The organism is Psychrobacillus sp. FJAT-21963, from assembly GCF_001420585.1.
Classification (GTDB): Bacteria; Bacillota; Bacilli; order Bacillales_A; family Planococcaceae; genus Psychrobacillus.
Genome location: NZ_LJIY01000006.1, coordinates 198,769 through 212,860 on the forward strand (window position 1 = coordinate 198,769; position 14,092 = coordinate 212,860).

21 protein-coding genes are annotated in these 14,092 nt (G+C 33.9%); 16 read left to right on the plus strand and 5 right to left on the minus strand.

What is annotated here, in order from left to right; genetic code table 11:
• Position 1: 1 nt before the first annotated feature.
• From pstA to phoU, 3 genes are read left to right on the plus strand one after another with little or no spacing between them, the layout of a single operon-like run.
• Positions 2–880 (plus strand): phosphate ABC transporter permease PstA, encoded by an 879-nt coding sequence (pstA, locus tag AN959_RS14550; protein WP_053588877.1) that lies wholly within the window; start codon positions 2–4, stop codon positions 878–880.
• Between the two features lie 28 nt (positions 881–908).
• Entirely contained in the window at positions 909–1,709 is an 801-nt protein-coding gene (gene pstB / locus AN959_RS14555; protein WP_053588878.1) for a phosphate ABC transporter ATP-binding protein PstB, read from the plus strand.
• An 18-nt stretch (positions 1,710–1,727) separates the two neighbouring features.
• Complete coding sequence (phoU, locus tag AN959_RS14560) at positions 1,728–2,387, plus strand: phosphate signaling complex protein PhoU (RefSeq protein WP_056831694.1); 660 nt, start codon at positions 1,728–1,730, stop codon at positions 2,385–2,387.
• Between the two features lie 50 nt (positions 2,388–2,437).
• Here the strand turns inward: phoU and AN959_RS14565 are convergent, their stop codons facing one another.
• Entirely contained in the window at positions 2,438–2,929 is a 492-nt protein-coding gene (locus tag AN959_RS14565) for an endolytic transglycosylase MltG (protein ID WP_056831696.1), read from the minus strand.
• Between the two features lies 1 nt (position 2,930).
• Positions 2,931–3,281, minus strand: coding sequence for a hypothetical protein (locus tag AN959_RS14570; protein WP_056831698.1), 351 nt, complete (start codon positions 3,279–3,281; stop codon positions 2,931–2,933).
• A gap of 176 nt (positions 3,282–3,457) precedes the next feature.
• On the opposite strand from AN959_RS14570, the gene rpmG reads away from it, so the two are divergent.
• The 5 genes from rpmG (at position 3,458) to AN959_RS14595 (ending at position 7,782) form a co-directional block, all read left to right on the plus strand.
• Positions 3,458–3,607 carry a 50S ribosomal protein L33 gene (gene rpmG, locus AN959_RS14575; RefSeq protein WP_053588882.1) on the plus strand — a complete coding sequence of 50 codons (150 nt, stop codon included), beginning with the start codon at positions 3,458–3,460 and terminating at the stop codon, positions 3,605–3,607.
• A gap of 63 nt (positions 3,608–3,670) precedes the next feature.
• Positions 3,671–4,273 (plus strand): 5-formyltetrahydrofolate cyclo-ligase, encoded by a 603-nt coding sequence (locus tag AN959_RS14580; RefSeq protein WP_056831700.1) that lies wholly within the window; start codon positions 3,671–3,673, stop codon positions 4,271–4,273.
• Positions 4,257–4,448 carry a YqgQ family protein gene (locus AN959_RS14585; protein ID WP_053588884.1) on the plus strand — a complete coding sequence of 64 codons (192 nt, stop codon included), beginning with the start codon at positions 4,257–4,259 and terminating at the stop codon, positions 4,446–4,448. The genes AN959_RS14580 and AN959_RS14585 overlap by 17 nt, the downstream gene beginning before the upstream one ends.
• Positions 4,449–4,672: 224 nt before the next feature.
• The gene (locus tag AN959_RS14590; RefSeq protein WP_056831702.1) at positions 4,673–6,577 is read left to right on the plus strand and encodes an LTA synthase family protein; all 1,905 of its coding nucleotides are present in this window, start codon (positions 4,673–4,675) and stop codon (positions 6,575–6,577) included.
• Positions 6,578–6,672: 95 nt separating this feature from the next.
• Positions 6,673–7,782, plus strand: coding sequence for a hypothetical protein (locus AN959_RS14595; protein ID WP_056831704.1), 1,110 nt, complete (start codon positions 6,673–6,675; stop codon positions 7,780–7,782).
• A gap of 46 nt (positions 7,783–7,828) precedes the next feature.
• Here AN959_RS14595 and AN959_RS14600 read toward each other — a convergent pair whose 3' ends face one another.
• Positions 7,829–8,008 (minus strand): DUF2759 domain-containing protein, encoded by a 180-nt coding sequence (locus AN959_RS14600; protein ID WP_053588887.1) that lies wholly within the window; start codon positions 8,006–8,008, stop codon positions 7,829–7,831.
• A gap of 152 nt (positions 8,009–8,160) precedes the next feature.
• Between AN959_RS14600 and AN959_RS14605 the strand changes: the two genes are divergently transcribed.
• The gene (locus tag AN959_RS14605; RefSeq protein ID WP_056832098.1) at positions 8,161–8,799 is read left to right on the plus strand and encodes an MBL fold metallo-hydrolase; all 639 of its coding nucleotides are present in this window, start codon (positions 8,161–8,163) and stop codon (positions 8,797–8,799) included.
• Between the two features lie 243 nt (positions 8,800–9,042).
• On the opposite strand, the gene AN959_RS14610 is transcribed toward AN959_RS14605, so the two are convergent.
• A complete protein-coding gene (locus AN959_RS14610; RefSeq protein ID WP_053588888.1) occupies positions 9,043–9,285 on the minus strand; it encodes a DUF2626 domain-containing protein in 243 nt (80 codons plus the stop codon).
• Between the two features lie 187 nt (positions 9,286–9,472).
• A complete protein-coding gene (locus AN959_RS14615) occupies positions 9,473–10,153 on the minus strand; it encodes a metalloregulator ArsR/SmtB family transcription factor (protein WP_056831705.1) in 681 nt (226 codons plus the stop codon).
• A gap of 167 nt (positions 10,154–10,320) precedes the next feature.
• On the opposite strand from AN959_RS14615, the gene comGA reads away from it, so the two are divergent.
• From comGA to AN959_RS14650, 7 genes are read left to right on the plus strand one after another with little or no spacing between them, the layout of a single operon-like run.
• Positions 10,321–11,337 carry a competence type IV pilus ATPase ComGA gene (comGA, locus tag AN959_RS14620; protein ID WP_056831708.1) on the plus strand — a complete coding sequence of 339 codons (1,017 nt, stop codon included), beginning with the start codon at positions 10,321–10,323 and terminating at the stop codon, positions 11,335–11,337.
• Entirely contained in the window at positions 11,318–12,382 is a 1,065-nt protein-coding gene (comGB, locus tag AN959_RS14625) for a competence type IV pilus assembly protein ComGB (protein WP_056831710.1), read from the plus strand. The genes comGA and comGB overlap by 20 nt, the downstream gene beginning before the upstream one ends.
• Positions 12,383–12,400: 18 nt before the next feature.
• The gene (gene comGC, locus AN959_RS14630) at positions 12,401–12,748 is read left to right on the plus strand and encodes a competence type IV pilus major pilin ComGC (protein ID WP_056832100.1); all 348 of its coding nucleotides are present in this window, start codon (positions 12,401–12,403) and stop codon (positions 12,746–12,748) included.
• The gene (gene comGD / locus AN959_RS14635; RefSeq protein WP_056831712.1) at positions 12,726–13,163 is read left to right on the plus strand and encodes a competence type IV pilus minor pilin ComGD; all 438 of its coding nucleotides are present in this window, start codon (positions 12,726–12,728) and stop codon (positions 13,161–13,163) included. Before comGC ends, comGD begins: the two co-directional genes overlap by 23 nt.
• Complete coding sequence (locus AN959_RS14640) at positions 13,156–13,464, plus strand: type II secretion system protein (RefSeq protein ID WP_056831714.1); 309 nt, start codon at positions 13,156–13,158, stop codon at positions 13,462–13,464. Before comGD ends, AN959_RS14640 begins: the two co-directional genes overlap by 8 nt.
• The gene (comGF, locus tag AN959_RS14645; RefSeq protein WP_056831716.1) at positions 13,443–13,898 is read left to right on the plus strand and encodes a competence type IV pilus minor pilin ComGF; all 456 of its coding nucleotides are present in this window, start codon (positions 13,443–13,445) and stop codon (positions 13,896–13,898) included. The genes AN959_RS14640 and comGF overlap by 22 nt, the downstream gene beginning before the upstream one ends.
• The gene (locus tag AN959_RS14650; protein ID WP_053588895.1) at positions 13,876–14,070 is read left to right on the plus strand and encodes a hypothetical protein; all 195 of its coding nucleotides are present in this window, start codon (positions 13,876–13,878) and stop codon (positions 14,068–14,070) included. The genes comGF and AN959_RS14650 overlap by 23 nt, the downstream gene beginning before the upstream one ends.
• Positions 14,071–14,092: the final 22 nt, after the last annotated feature.

Consider the following 14,092-nt stretch of genomic DNA (forward strand, 5'->3'; position numbering starts at 1 on the left):
TATGAAATATGTTAATCAAGAATCAGTCATAAAAAAAATGAATAGTCGATTAAATGTAAATCGTGTTTTTAAAGTAATATTCCTTTTTGCTACATTGTTTGCTTTAGTTGCTCTTGGAATCTTGTTTTATCGAATCATTACTCAAGGTGTTGGATATCTTACACCAGAATTCTTCCAAAACTATGGATCTCGTTTCCCTGCTAAAGCCGGAATAAAGGCTGCGTTAATAGGGTCAATTTGGTTAATGTGTGTAGTTGCACCTATATCATTAATTTTAGGAGTAGGTACAGCAATTTATTTAGAAGAATATGCTAAAAAAAATAAATTAAATGATTTTATTCGAATGAACATTTCCAACTTAGCAGGTGTTCCTTCAGTAGTATTTGGTTTGCTGGGATTAACAATTTTTGTTCGGGCTTTAGCTTTAGGAAATAGTATTTTGGCTGCAGGATTTACGATGAGTTTGTTAATATTACCTGTTATTATCGTTGGTTCTCAGGAAGCAATTCGTGCAGTACCTCAAGATGTTCGAGAAGCTTCATATGGAATGGGTGCGACAAAGTGGCAAACAATTGTTAAAGTTGTCCTACCTTCGGCTATTCCAGGTATTCTTACTGGTGCAATTTTAGCTCTTTCCCGTGCAGTCGGTGAAACGGCACCATTAGTAGTCATTGGTGTTCCTGTAATTATTCAGTTTTTACCTGAAAATTTACTTAGTCAGTTTACTGCTCTACCAATGCAAATCTACGATTGGGCTAAAAGACCACAGGCAGAATTTCAATATGTCGCATCAGCAGGGATTCTTGTTCTAATGGTATTCTTATTGATCATGAATTCCATCGCTATATTTATTCGAAATAAATTTCAAAAAAGGTACTAAGCTAATTTGTGATTAGGGGGAAGTAATGATGGTACAGTCTTTAAATAACGATACATCAGTAAATAATTCAACTTCAAATATTGTGTATAACACGCAACAATTAAACTTATGGTATGGTAATCATCATGCTTTAAAAAATATTGATCTTGAAATTAAAGAAAATGAAGTAACAGCAATTATTGGACCTTCTGGTTGCGGTAAATCTACGTACATTAAAACTTTGAACCGTATGGTAGAATTAGTTCCAACAGTAAAAACATCAGGTAAAATTTTGTATCGTGACCGCAATATTTTTGATGCAGATTATGGAGTAGAAGAATTACGTACGAAAGTTGGAATGGTTTTCCAAAAACCAAACCCATTTCCAAAATCCATCTATGATAATATTGCATATGGTCCGAGAATACATGGTATTAAAAATAAAAAAATTCTGGATGAAATCGTAGAAAAAAGTTTACGTGGTGCAGCAATTTGGGATGAGGTAAAAGATCGCTTATCTACGAATGCGTACAGCCTCTCTGGTGGTCAGCAACAACGTATTTGTATAGCTCGCTGTCTTGCAATTGAACCAGACGTTATTTTAATGGATGAGCCTACTTCAGCGTTAGATCCAATTTCTACATTAAAAGTTGAGGAATTAATTCAAGAATTGAAAAACGATTATTCTATCATCATTGTTACACATAATATGCAACAAGCAGCTCGTATTTCGGACAAAACTGCTTTCTTCTTAAACGGAGAAGTGGTAGAGTTTGATAATACAGATGTAATTTTTTCAACTCCAGAAGATAAGCGCACAGAGGATTATATTTCAGGACGTTTCGGATGAGGAAAGGGGCAGTTAGGGATGGTAGGAAGAGAGAAATTTGATGCGGAATTACAGCAAGTTCAGAATTTAATGTATGATTTATGTGATACGGCGATTAATACCTTGAATTCTGCAATGGATTATTTGTTTGCAAATGACATTGAAGGTGCACTAACGATCATTAATAATGATATTCATATTAATCGTATGGAAGAAGAAATTAATGACCGTGTAATTTTACTGATCGCTAAGCAACAGCCTGTTGCAACAGATCTACGTAGATTAATGGTGCTTGTTAAGGCTGCATCCGATATGGAGCGTATAGGTGATTATGCAGTAAACATTGCTAAAGAAACGATTCGTATAGGAAAAGATGAACATATCGCTCCAATTCATTTGTTAGAAGAGATGCGTGACAAAACGATCGCAATGTTAAAATCAATTTTAGATGCTTTTATAAATGAAGACATTGAAGAAGCTAAGAATATCGCAAAACTTGATGATGAGGTAGATGAATTGTATGGTCACGCAATTAAAACACTTCTTTCAGTTGGGGTAGAACAACCTGCACAACTAAGTCAAGTGACGCAGTTGTCATTTGTATGTCGCTATCTTGAAAGATCTGCTGATCACGCTACAAATATGGCAGAACGATTATTGTTTTTATTAAAAGGGAAGCATTACGAACTGAATAACTAACAAAAGAGGTCGTTCAGAAATTAAATCTTCTGGACGACCTCTTTCATTTTCTATTTTCCTGTTAACTTTTCAGCAATCTGTTTCAATGTCATAGAGGAGTCGAGTTTATACTCACCAATTTGAATACGCCCAGCTAAATCTTGAGAGACCAAATAATCTTCAAAATCTTGTTTATTTTGGACAATTCCAGCTTCCTCTAATAGAGTACTAATTTCTTTACTATTCATGCCTGCTTGAACGATTAAAGTATATGGAGTACTACTGTTAGAAGTATCGCTCTGTGTTGCTTCCTCTTTTGCTGTTTCTTCTTCTTTCGATTCGTCTGTAACAGGTTGTCCCTTTTGGGCATTTTCTAAGTCCATCTGAAGTTGTGCTAATTGCTGCTTTACGTTTTTTAGTTCTGTTTGTGACTTTTCATATGCTTCCTCCGTGATGGAGCGCTTCGATGTGATTTCATCCTCTTGCGTTAAATGTTGTAATTGGAGAACAGCACCTGCTATAAACAAACCGATACCAAATGAACGGATGGATGTCCTTTTCATCTTATTTTCCACCGCCAATTACATATTTAACATCTTCTATAGATAGGGATGACCTTTTACTTATTTCTGGTAGAGAATAGCCCTGTTTATGCAGCTCGAGCACTTGGCTTCTAATGATTTCGTGTATAACAGGTTTTGTTTTTTGCTTTTTGGGAACCGTTATTTTAGAACCTTCTAGTAATAATTCCTCTTCCACTATTTTTAGTCTCCGTTTAATAGCGCTTGTTTCTTGATATAATGTAATGGAGAGTTCCTCTACTTCTGACTCCATTTTTTTCGTGGAATCCTTAAGAAAAAAGGAAACGATGATTAGTAAAATTCCAATAATCATGATAATAATTGAATAGCTCATCAAATTCACCTCAAAATAATTACTTCTTCTTATAATACTAACATATACCAAAAAACTTTGAATTAATTCTTTCATTAAATAGTAGATTTTCTTGGATAATATGCTATAATGGGTTAGTCGTATAAATCATGCTCAGAATTTATATTTCATCCTGTAAAAGAGTGGGAGGGACAACCATGCGCGTTAATATTACATTAGCTTGTACAGATTGCGGAGAGCGCAACTATATTTCTAAGAAAAACAAGCGTAACAATCCAGAACGTCTTGAACTTAAAAAATATTGCTCACGTGAAAAGAAAATGACTCTTCATAGAGAAACTAAATAATAACCTAAGCCAAAACCAACTTCGGTTTTGGTTTTTTTCTATTTGAAATGGGAGGGAAATGACATGAAAAAGAAAGAGTTAAGAGAAGAAATGAAACAACAGCTTTCGTCTTTAGAGCAGTCCTCCTATCATACATTATCAGAGCAAATCATGAGTCGCTTTTTCACACTAGGAACTGTACAACAAGCATCTACTATAGGAATAACCATCTCGGCTTTTCCAGAAGTGGATACCGAAGGGATTATCCGTGCATTATGGGAAAAGGGTAAAACCGTTGTTGTGCCAAAATGCTCCCCAAAAGATCGGACAATGACCTTTTATAAGATAGAGAGCTTCGATCAATTAGAAACCGTGTATATGCAATTATTAGAGCCAAATCCATTGTTAACAACTCCAGTAGCTCCGAATAACATTGATCTTTTAGTTGTTCCTGGAATTGTTTATAGCCTATCTGGTTATCGAATAGGATATGGTGGAGGATATTATGATCGCTTTTTAATGAATTATAAAGGGCATAAAGTTTCGTTAGCGTTTGATTTTCAATTAAGGGATGACTTGGAAAAGGAGCATTTTGACCTCCCAGTAGACTTGATTATTACTAATGAGCAAATGATAAAATGTCATTTATACCGGGATGAGGATGGACAATATGAAGACAGTATATGATGTTATGCAGTTATTAAAACGATTCGGTACGTACATTTATACAAAAGATCGATTGGCAGATCTTGAACTAATGGAAGACGAAATAAAAGAACTATATAAAATGCAAATGATTGAGGCACAAGACTTTCAACTTGCGCTGCTCATACTTCGACAAGAACATAATAGACAGAAATAAAGCCGATTAATTTACGTAAATTAATCGCTTTTTTATATTCTTTTACTAAAAAAGGAAACTTTTTTGGTTTTAATACGTTTAATAGAGGGTAGCAAAATTATGGACCTATAAAATTATATCAAATGTAAATATCATTTATATTGATTTATTGTTAAGAAAGGATTAAGATATATTTTGTTACTTTTATTCCTACTATTAAGAGTACAAAAGGGGAGGATGTAGGCATGAAGAAAAAAAATTGGCCGACACATTCTATTCTTGTTATAGCTATTGTGGCAACATGGATTAAAACATATGTGGTTTACCATACTAGCTTTGATATGAAAATCGAGAATATGATGCAACAAGCGATACTATTTATAAGCCCGTTAAGTTTTCTTTTATTTGTATATGGGCTATCACTTTTCTTTAAAAGTCCAAAAGCAAGAAATAGATATATTGTCATTACAAATTTAATACTTGCAATCGTTCTGTATGCAAACGCTGTATTCTATCGTTTCTTTACAGACTTTATAACGTTACCAGTATTATTCCAAACAAGTAATTTTGGTGATTTAGGTTCATCTGCTATGGAAAGTATCTACATAACAGATATATTCTTCTTTACAGATGTAGTAATCATTATAGCTGCTTTAAAATGGTTGAAAATTGGTGACAAAATATCGATTGTAAAACCTGCACAAAGAAAAGCATACTTTGTACTTTCTGCTGCAGTGTTGTTTTTAAATTTGGGATTAGCTGAAATAGAAAGACCTCAGCTTCTTACAAGAAGCTTTGACCGTGAAATGTTAGTGAAAAATCTAGGACCTTACAATTATCATTTGTATGATATATATATTCAGTCTAAGTCTCATGCACAGCGAGCACTTGCTGATGGTAGTGAACTCGTAGAAGTAAATAACTATGTACGATCTAACCAAGCAGAACCTAAGGCTGAAATGTTTGGGCTTGCAGATGGTCGTAACTTAATCGTAGTCTCCATGGAGTCATTACAAAACTTTGTTATTAATAATGATATGAATGGATATGAAGTTACCCCATTCTTAAATTCTTTGACTAAAGATAAAGATACGTTTTACTTCTCTAACTTTTATCATCAAACTGGTCTAGGTAAAACATCAGACTCAGAGTTTATTGTGGAGAATTCACTCTACGGACTTGGTGGTGGAGCTGTATTCTTTACCCATGGAGGAAATAAGTTTCATTCCATGGCAGAAAGCTTAAACGAAGAAGGCTATTACACAAACGTAATGCATCCTAATAACAAAAGCTTCTGGAATCGCGATATGATGTATCAAGCACTTTCTATTCAAAAATTTTATGATGTAAATAGTTATGAAGTAAAAGAAGGCGATGCTGTTAACTGGGGTATGAAGGATATTCCATTCTTTGAACAATCAGTTGATCATATGGCACAAATGCCACAGCCGTTCTATTCTAGACTAATTACATTAACAAACCATCATCCATTTGATTTAGATGTTGAGGATCAACTCATCCCTGCATATAATTCTAATTCACGTACATTGAACAAGTATTTCCAATCCGTACGTTACATGGATGAAGCGTTGAAGTTGTTCTTTGAAGATTTAAAAGCACAAGGACTGTATGACAATTCTATCATTGTAATGTATGGGGATCATTATGGTATTTCTGAAAACCATAATGCTGCAATGTCTCAATATTTAGGAAAAGAAATTACACCATATGAATCTGCAAAACTTCAAAGAGTTCCATTCTTTGTTCACATTCCTAATAGTGGAGTTGGAAAAGAAGTAACAGAAACAGCTGGTCAAATTGATATTAGACCTACAGTATTGCATTTACTTGGTGTAGAAACTGCTAAAGATATGCAATTAGGAGCAGATGTATTCTCTAACGACCATGAGGATTTTGTTATTTTCCGAGACGGTGGATTTGTTACAGATAAATTGGTTTACGCCGGAAACACTTGTTTTGACAATGAAACAGGAGAAGAAACTGATATGGCTAGCTGCCAGCCTTATATAGATCGAGCAACACAAGAACTAGGCTATTCTGATCAAATTATTAATGGAGATTTACTACGTTTCTACGATTTGAAAACAGGAAACCTATTAATTGATGAAGCTGAAAAAGAAGAGCAGTAGTAAAGAAGCACAGACAAATTAAAGTCTGTGCTTTTCGTATGAAACAAAAGGGCAACTCGTGCGTCTAATATTATAAAGGTGAAAGGGGGAGTCAGTTGAAGAGAATCGGTATTCTTATTGTTTTTGTTCTATTGCTTCAAGCTTGTACAGAGATCAATAATCCCGGGGGAGAAGAAGTTAAGACCCCAGTTACAGATGAAATTTCAGTTCCAGAAAATACGTCCAAATCATCTTCTCAAGAAATCCCTTCCATTTCAATGGCTTCCTCAAACTTTCACAGTGTGATTGGTTGGCTTTCTAATGACGAGATTGCTTTTGTACTTATAGATAAAGGAAAATGGACTGTGCAATCTTATTCAGTTTCAAAAAATGCATGGAAGGTTATTTATTCTTCTACACTACCAATTATTCAAGCAACCATACATCCAAACAAAGAATTGATATTATTACATACATCAAATAATTCTTCTTCAGCAGAAGTGCAAATTATACATAAGAATGGTTTCTTAGTACAAAGTTTAACTTTTGAATCAGATGAATTATATATGGATTGGCATCCAACAAATCAAGATCTAATAGTATTCACGGCTTTTTATGAGGATTGGACGTTTAGTACATTTGTTTATGATGGGTCTACTCAACAATTACAATCAATTGAGGTAGAAAATCCATTCGTTAAATGGTATGATGATGAGCATTTGATGGTGTTTAGAGGGTCTGAAAGTGGTTTAGATGGATATGAATTAATGCTATATTCTGTTCAAGAGAAGACACTGAAAGAAACAGGGGAAACTCATTTAGTGGATGTTCAAAATTTAGGTGAAAGTATGTTATATATTCAAATCAATGAACCGAAAAATATATTTGAATATCGCTTGCAAGATAAGAATCATGAAAATTCCTTTGAATGGACAACGCCTGCTATTAGCAATTATTCGGAATGGGTTATGCCAACCATTTCTATTGTAGATACAAATTCATTATTTCTTATTAAACCGGTGGAAGCAGGGAATATGGATGAGATTGATCAAAGAGGAGTTATTTCAATTTATTCATTGGAAGGCGAGAAAGAGTTGGGAGAGGTAAACTCTCAACCAATTGATTGTTCACCAAACGGAGAAACCTGTCTTGCAGGATACGAGAAAGATCATTGGATTCAGACAAATCCTTTTAAAGAACAGCGATGGTTACAACTAGAAGAATAGAAAAAAGCTGCTGTACAACTTGTACAACAGCTTTTTTCATAACATTTTAGTGTAAGCTTGGTGGAAAACCTTGGTTCACGATTGTCATGACTGTAAAGAAGCCAAAAACAGCAAATGTACCAAAGTTAAATAGAACTCCTAGCACATTCTTTTCTTTGAAAGCTTGGAAAGTGCCGATTACAGCTAAAACTGTAACGAGTCCAAAAATAACCATTAATAAGTTCATGAAAGACACTCCTTTCGACATCAGAAAATGAATGTCGCTTTACATATTCCTCTTCTATTGTAATTGTATTCGCCATTTTTGTCGAGAGATAAAAGTGGCGAATAATTGAACAAAGAATTAGAAACGATTAGAATAGGAAAGAGGTGATAATTATATTAAATGTTAGATCTTATCCATTAGGATATATACAAACAAACTGTTATATCGTATCAAACGCATCTAAGCAATGCTTAGTATTTGATCCAGGTGGTGATGCGGAAAAATTAATAAGTGAACTAAAACGATTGAATTTAAAACCAGTCGCAATTTTGTTAACACACGCCCATTTTGATCATATAGGTGCGGTAGACCCTGTAAGAGATGCTTTTAAGGTTCCTGTCTATATACATAATGCTGAAAAGAAATGGTTAATGGACCCTTCCAAAAACGGTTCTGGTAAATATGCGGAAATTCCATCTATTACATGCAAAGAAGCGGATGTTATATTGTCAAACGAATCCATTTTAGAAATAGAGGATTTCTCCATTCAGCTTTTTCATACACCTGGCCATTCACCAGGTAGTTTAACGTATTATTTTGAAAGTGAGTCTTTTGCAATTGTAGGCGATACACTCTTTCAAAATAGTGTAGGAAGAACGGACTTGGCCGGAGGTAACAACGCAGAATTAATGAAGTCTATTCATACAAAATTATTAACCTTGCCAGAAACAACGATTTTATACCCTGGTCATGGTCCAGAGACAACTCCAGAAAATGAAATGGAATACAATCCATTTTTAAATGGTTTTTGACTGAAACAATAGAGAAGTAGATAGTTTCGAAGCTAACCACTCGCTTTCCGTGGGCGAGCGCAGAGCCACTGGAGCAAACACGATGTTGTATAGCATGACGATGTGGCGTTCTTACCCTTTATTACATGAACTCCTAAGGAGTCGAGCGAACGCTCCAACAAGTTAATGGTAAACCATAAGCAAAATCCATATTAAAAGGCAGTTAGAATGAAATCATTCTAACTGCCTTTTTTGTGAACATTATTAATGTCCAGCTCCTGGTACGTGAATAAACGTTGTGTAGTATGTAAAACCAGCGAAGAAGAACATTAGGTAAGCTCCAAAGATGTACATATACATACGTTCAGAAAGGTTTAAGAACCCTAAAAGAAGGAAAATCCCCGTATTTGCTAAAAATAGTAAAGAAGCTTCTGTCATATCACCTAAATAAAACATAACTGCAAAAATCCCTGTCCAGAAAGCCATTACTTTATACATATTGCCCATTTGTAGTCCCTCCTTTTGCAACGACACAAATATTCTCATATTCATTATAAATGAAAGTGTTCGCGCATGTAAACCGTATAAAATATTTCTTCTTTGTATTCCACTTTATTTTGTCACAAATATGTTCCATTTATAAGTTTTTAAAAGAAGTAACTTTGAGTGTTACATGTTCGTTCATTAATTCTCATTATAAAACTTCTATGTGATATAAGCAATTTTGACATTGATCTTGCATGCTTTCCAATTGAATAAAATCATTTGTTGGAAATAATGCATCAAATTGTCCTCTTAAAAAGGATTCATGTAATGCACAAATTAATTCGGATTGACTTTTCAAATGATTTTTGTACGGGCAATTATAAATGGCGAACGTAATCACTTTTTTATGATTTTTCTCTTGTATAGTCGGAAAATAACCGATAGATGCCGCATTTGCCGTTAATATTTGTATTTTTTCCTCAAAGGACGCTGGAGAAGTGAGTTTACTGCTCGTTAGCTGTTTCCCATTTTCATAAGCAATTTCTTTTCCTTTTACAATAGCTTGCTCACCAAGAGAGCTTACAAGATCTATTAACCACTGTAACAGAAGATGATCCTCTTGCTTTGGAAAGCTTAAATATACAGGATTTTCAGCAAGACTATAAATTCTTGCAGGTCTTCCACCTTTCCTGTTCTTGATAAGCTCAGAACGCAAAAAATTGGAATCATTTAGTTTAGATAGGTGCAATCTCGCAACATTCGGATGTATACCAAATTGATCGGCTATTTCCTGTACCGAAACTACTTTTGCTTCTTTTACTATATATTGATAAATAGAATACCTTGTTTCATCGGCTAACGTACTAGTAAGCTGTAATGTATTCGGCATCTTTTTCCCTCTTTTCTACATGTTGTCTCTATTATAATAAAACTTTTGTAATTACCAAAGGAGTTTCACTAATTCGATATAATTATTAGAAAATTCTATNCCAAGTATACTAGTTTTGTACAAGCTGTTTTGCGGTCACAACTTGTACCTGGAGAAAGGAAAGATGCATGCAGCAATTAGAAAATATTATCGAACAAAAATGCTTTCAGCTACTTAAGAAGGCTCATGGTTTTGGTGCTTCAGATTTGCACATGATTCCAAACGAAGAAAATTACTATTACTACTTTAAGAAAAATTCTCAAATGTTTGAAGCAGGGAAGCTTCCCCTAAACATGGGAGAACGGTTTATTTCATTCTTCAAATTTTTATCCTCTCTTGATATCAGCGAAAAAAGAAAACCACAAAGTGGTTCCTTTCAACAAATCTTTAACTCTCAAAAATTTTCATTTCGTGTTTCTACATTACCATCCATTTTCGGAAGAGAGTCATTAGTTATTCGACTCCAACAACATGATAATGCAAAACTATTGCATTCCTTATCCTTATTTCAAGATGCTTCCGACAAAATAATGGAGCTTGCTACTAATCGTCAAGGATTAGTTCTTTTTGTTGGTCCTACTGGTTCAGGTAAATCTACAACTATGTATTCACTCACTAAGTATTGTTCGGAGAATTTGAATCGACATGTAATCTCGCTAGAAGATCCTGTTGAAAATAGTCAATCTCACTTATTGCAAATTCAAGTGAATGAACGCTCAGGCGTCACGTATGCAGCAGGATTGAAAGCGATATTAAGGCATTCACCAGACGTCATTATGATCGGCGAGATACGTGATGAAGATACTGCAAAAGCTGCTATTCAAGCTGCTTTGACAGGTCATTTGGTCGTTTCAACTATTCATGCCAAAAATGCTGTAGGTTCATTATATCGGTTGATGGATCTTGGAGTATCGGCTGAGGAATTAAAGCAAACAGTAATTGGTATAGTTGCGCAGAGACTAGTGACGGTTTCCTTCACGAAACAGCCAGATTTATCGGCAATATTTGAAATTATTTCCGAAGACCTTTTGATGGAAGCATTAAACTCATTAATATCTGGAACGGATTTTAAGATTCCTCATTCGTTAACACTTTCTTATCAAATAGAGAGAGGTGTGCGTGAAGGTGTTATTCAAAAAAATTAACGACTATTGTACGCGTAAACGGGAAACGATCCCATCGCATATACAACCTTCCTTCTTAAAAAGACTTAGTGAACTATTACAAGAAGGTTATACCTTTCATGAATCTGTTTCTATGTTGCTACCATTTCATGTGAAAAATTCTGATATGGTAATTAAAAAAATGACGGAAGTGCACAAAAACGGTTTAAGTGTTACGGAAGTTTTTAGATTATTAGGCTTTCCTAATAGGCTATTGCTTCCAATCGATTTGGCAACAAACCACGGGAAACTTCAAGATACTATATTTGTTCTAAGTGTCCAAGCGGCTATTTTTGAAAGGGCTAGAAAAAGATTAAATAGTTTATTGATGTATCCATTATTTTTGTTTGTAGTAATTTTCCTACTTTTTACTGTATTTAAGATTTATTTCCTGCCAAATATGGAATCGTTGCTACATACAAGATCTTCTGGAGATACTGACAATTCTTTAATTTGGACGAGTATACTACTGCAATTGCCTAATTATTTCTTGATTGGTTTCCTATTTCTTTGTTTTGCTATGTTAGTTCTTATAAAAATGATACGTAATAAAAAAATAGAGTTTCAGATAGCTTTCTATTTAAAAGTTCCGTTAGTAAATAAATGGTATCGACTCTTTTTGACAAGAGTATTTTCTAGAGAAATGGGAGTGCTGATAGATAGCGGCATGTCACTTCAGCAAGCATTTGATTCGTTGATCAAACAGGAAGAACATAAAACTCTTCAATATATCTCGATTCAAATGAAAAAGAAAATAATACATGGAGAGTCTTTTTCAGATGCTTTATTGTTGCTAAATCATTTTACTAAAGACTTCCATCAATTTGTTATTCACGGGGAAATAAGTGGTTACCTAGGTAGAGAGTTGAGCTTGTATAGCGAATTCGTAACAGAAAGAATAGAAGAAAAGCTATCCAAATACTTAAGTATTCTTCAACCTACACTTTTCTTAATACTAGCTATTTTTATCATTGGCGCATACTTGGCAATCTTGTTACCAATTTATAAAATGATCAATATTGTATAAAAGGAGAAGGAACTATTGATAAAACTGATAAGGAACAACAAAGGATTTACTTTGATAGAAATGATGATAGTGTTACTAATTATTTCTATTCTGATATTAATAACAATACCAAATGTGACGAAGCATTCAGCCTCCATAGATGATAAGGGTTGCAAGGCTTTTGCTAAAATGGTGGAAGGACAAATTCAAGCGTACAAAATAGAGTTTAAAAAGATTCCAAAAGTAGAGGATTTAACAAAAGAGGGATATCTTAAAGGAATTGAGAGTTGCCCTAATGGCACAGACATCATCATTGATGAGAATGATGGAAGTGTAACAATTACTGGAGACGTAACTGCTAGAAATGAAACGATATCTCTTACATGAAAAAGGATTTACTTTTATCGAAATGCTTCTTGTTCTTGCTATAGTAATGGTAGTGTCTGCCTCTATAATTTTTGTGACCTCTTCTAAGTTTGAGAAGATGGAAGAGAAGCGTTTTTTCAAACAGTTTCACTTGGATGTACAAAGTCTTCAGAGTACTGCTTTGGCAGAAGGAATTTATACTCATTTAAACTTTTTTGAGAATGGAACAAAATACAAAGCAAGACATTCAAATGAAATATATATGGAATATGAATTGCCGAAAGGAATTCGATTATCTCGAAATAGTTACTTGAAAGAAATAGTCTTTCACCCAAATGGAACTGTCAAAGAATTTGGAACTCTATTGTTTGAAACAGACAATGGTTTAAAGGAAGTTTACGTTTATATAGGTAAAGGAAAATTAAAATATGAATAATAGCAAGGGGTATTCCTGGCCAGAGACTATCGTGTCTTTAAGTGTAATATTTTTAATAGCAACTATGTTACTGCCTTTATTAAGTAATATGGTAGTTCAACTGGAAGAGAAAAAAAGGCAATATCATTCCTCGATTGTAATAAATGAAGGTGTAAAAATGTACTTTGCAGAACGTTTGCTACATGGTTCCTTGTGGATTGATGAGATAGAATATACGTTTACAATTGAAAATCAACAAATATGTGTAAATTATGAAGGAATGAGTGAGGAGAAAATGAATTGCCTACCTATAACATATTGAACAAAAATAATGAAGAAGGGTATACCTTGATCGAATCAGTATTTCAACTCTCAGTACTTCTAATTTTTTCTCATATATTCGCTGTAACTATCGGTTGGTTGAGTTTGATGGAGGTTCAGGTGACAAATCCTACCGAAACAGAGTGGGCTTTGTTTATAGAAGATGTAGAAAACTATTTGAACGATTTAGATATGATAATGGTACAAACAAGAAACACTGGTATACGTTTTATTAAGGAAGAAGTTGAGTTTGATATAGAAATTTATCAAAATTTGATTCGAAAACAAAAAAATAGATTAGGACATGAGCAAATGTTACTCCATGTGAAATCTATAAACGTAAGTATGGAAGGTCAACTGTTATATTTTTCTGTAGAATTTGAGAATGGGATAGATAAGGAGCATACATTCTATGTTACGTATAATTCAGAGTGAGAGAGGTGTACTATTGCCGGCTTCTATCTTACTTCTATTATTTGTTTCACTAACAATTTTATCTATCACTACTGCTTATCAATCAAAATATCGAACATATGATTCGTTGGAATTGAGCAATATTAATGCTACTATCAAAAGAATAGAAATTTTTAATACAATCGAACAATAATTCTGGTAGTAGTGAGTTGGTG

Coding starts and splice junctions, on each gene's coding strand:
- pstA (WP_053588877.1), top strand. CDS start 2: ATGAAATATGTTAATCAAGAATCAGTCATAAAAAAAATGAATAGTCGA.
- comGA (WP_056831708.1), top strand. CDS start 10,321: ATGCAGCAATTAGAAAATATTATCGAACAAAAATGCTTTCAGCTACTT.
- AN959_RS14600 (WP_053588887.1), bottom strand. CDS start 8,008: ATGAACTTATTAATGGTTATTTTTGGACTCGTTACAGTTTTAGCTGTA.
- AN959_RS14610 (WP_053588888.1), bottom strand. CDS start 9,285: ATGGGCAATATGTATAAAGTAATGGCTTTCTGGACAGGGATTTTTGCA.
- AN959_RS14570 (WP_056831698.1), bottom strand. CDS start 3,281: ATGAGCTATTCAATTATTATCATGATTATTGGAATTTTACTAATCATC.
- rpmG (WP_053588882.1), top strand. CDS start 3,458: ATGCGCGTTAATATTACATTAGCTTGTACAGATTGCGGAGAGCGCAAC.
- AN959_RS14615 (WP_056831705.1), bottom strand. CDS start 10,153: ATGCCGAATACATTACAGCTTACTAGTACGTTAGCCGATGAAACAAGG.
- AN959_RS14585 (WP_053588884.1), top strand. CDS start 4,257: ATGAAGACAGTATATGATGTTATGCAGTTATTAAAACGATTCGGTACG.
- comGD (WP_056831712.1), top strand. CDS start 12,726: ATGAAACGATATCTCTTACATGAAAAAGGATTTACTTTTATCGAAATG.
- AN959_RS14580 (WP_056831700.1), top strand. CDS start 3,671: ATGAAAAAGAAAGAGTTAAGAGAAGAAATGAAACAACAGCTTTCGTCT.
- phoU (WP_056831694.1), top strand. CDS start 1,728: ATGGTAGGAAGAGAGAAATTTGATGCGGAATTACAGCAAGTTCAGAAT.
- pstB (WP_053588878.1), top strand. CDS start 909: ATGGTACAGTCTTTAAATAACGATACATCAGTAAATAATTCAACTTCA.
- AN959_RS14590 (WP_056831702.1), top strand. CDS start 4,673: ATGAAGAAAAAAAATTGGCCGACACATTCTATTCTTGTTATAGCTATT.
- AN959_RS14650 (WP_053588895.1), top strand. CDS start 13,876: ATGTTACGTATAATTCAGAGTGAGAGAGGTGTACTATTGCCGGCTTCT.
- AN959_RS14640 (WP_056831714.1), top strand. CDS start 13,156: ATGAATAATAGCAAGGGGTATTCCTGGCCAGAGACTATCGTGTCTTTA.
- AN959_RS14565 (WP_056831696.1), bottom strand. CDS start 2,929: ATGAAAAGGACATCCATCCGTTCATTTGGTATCGGTTTGTTTATAGCA.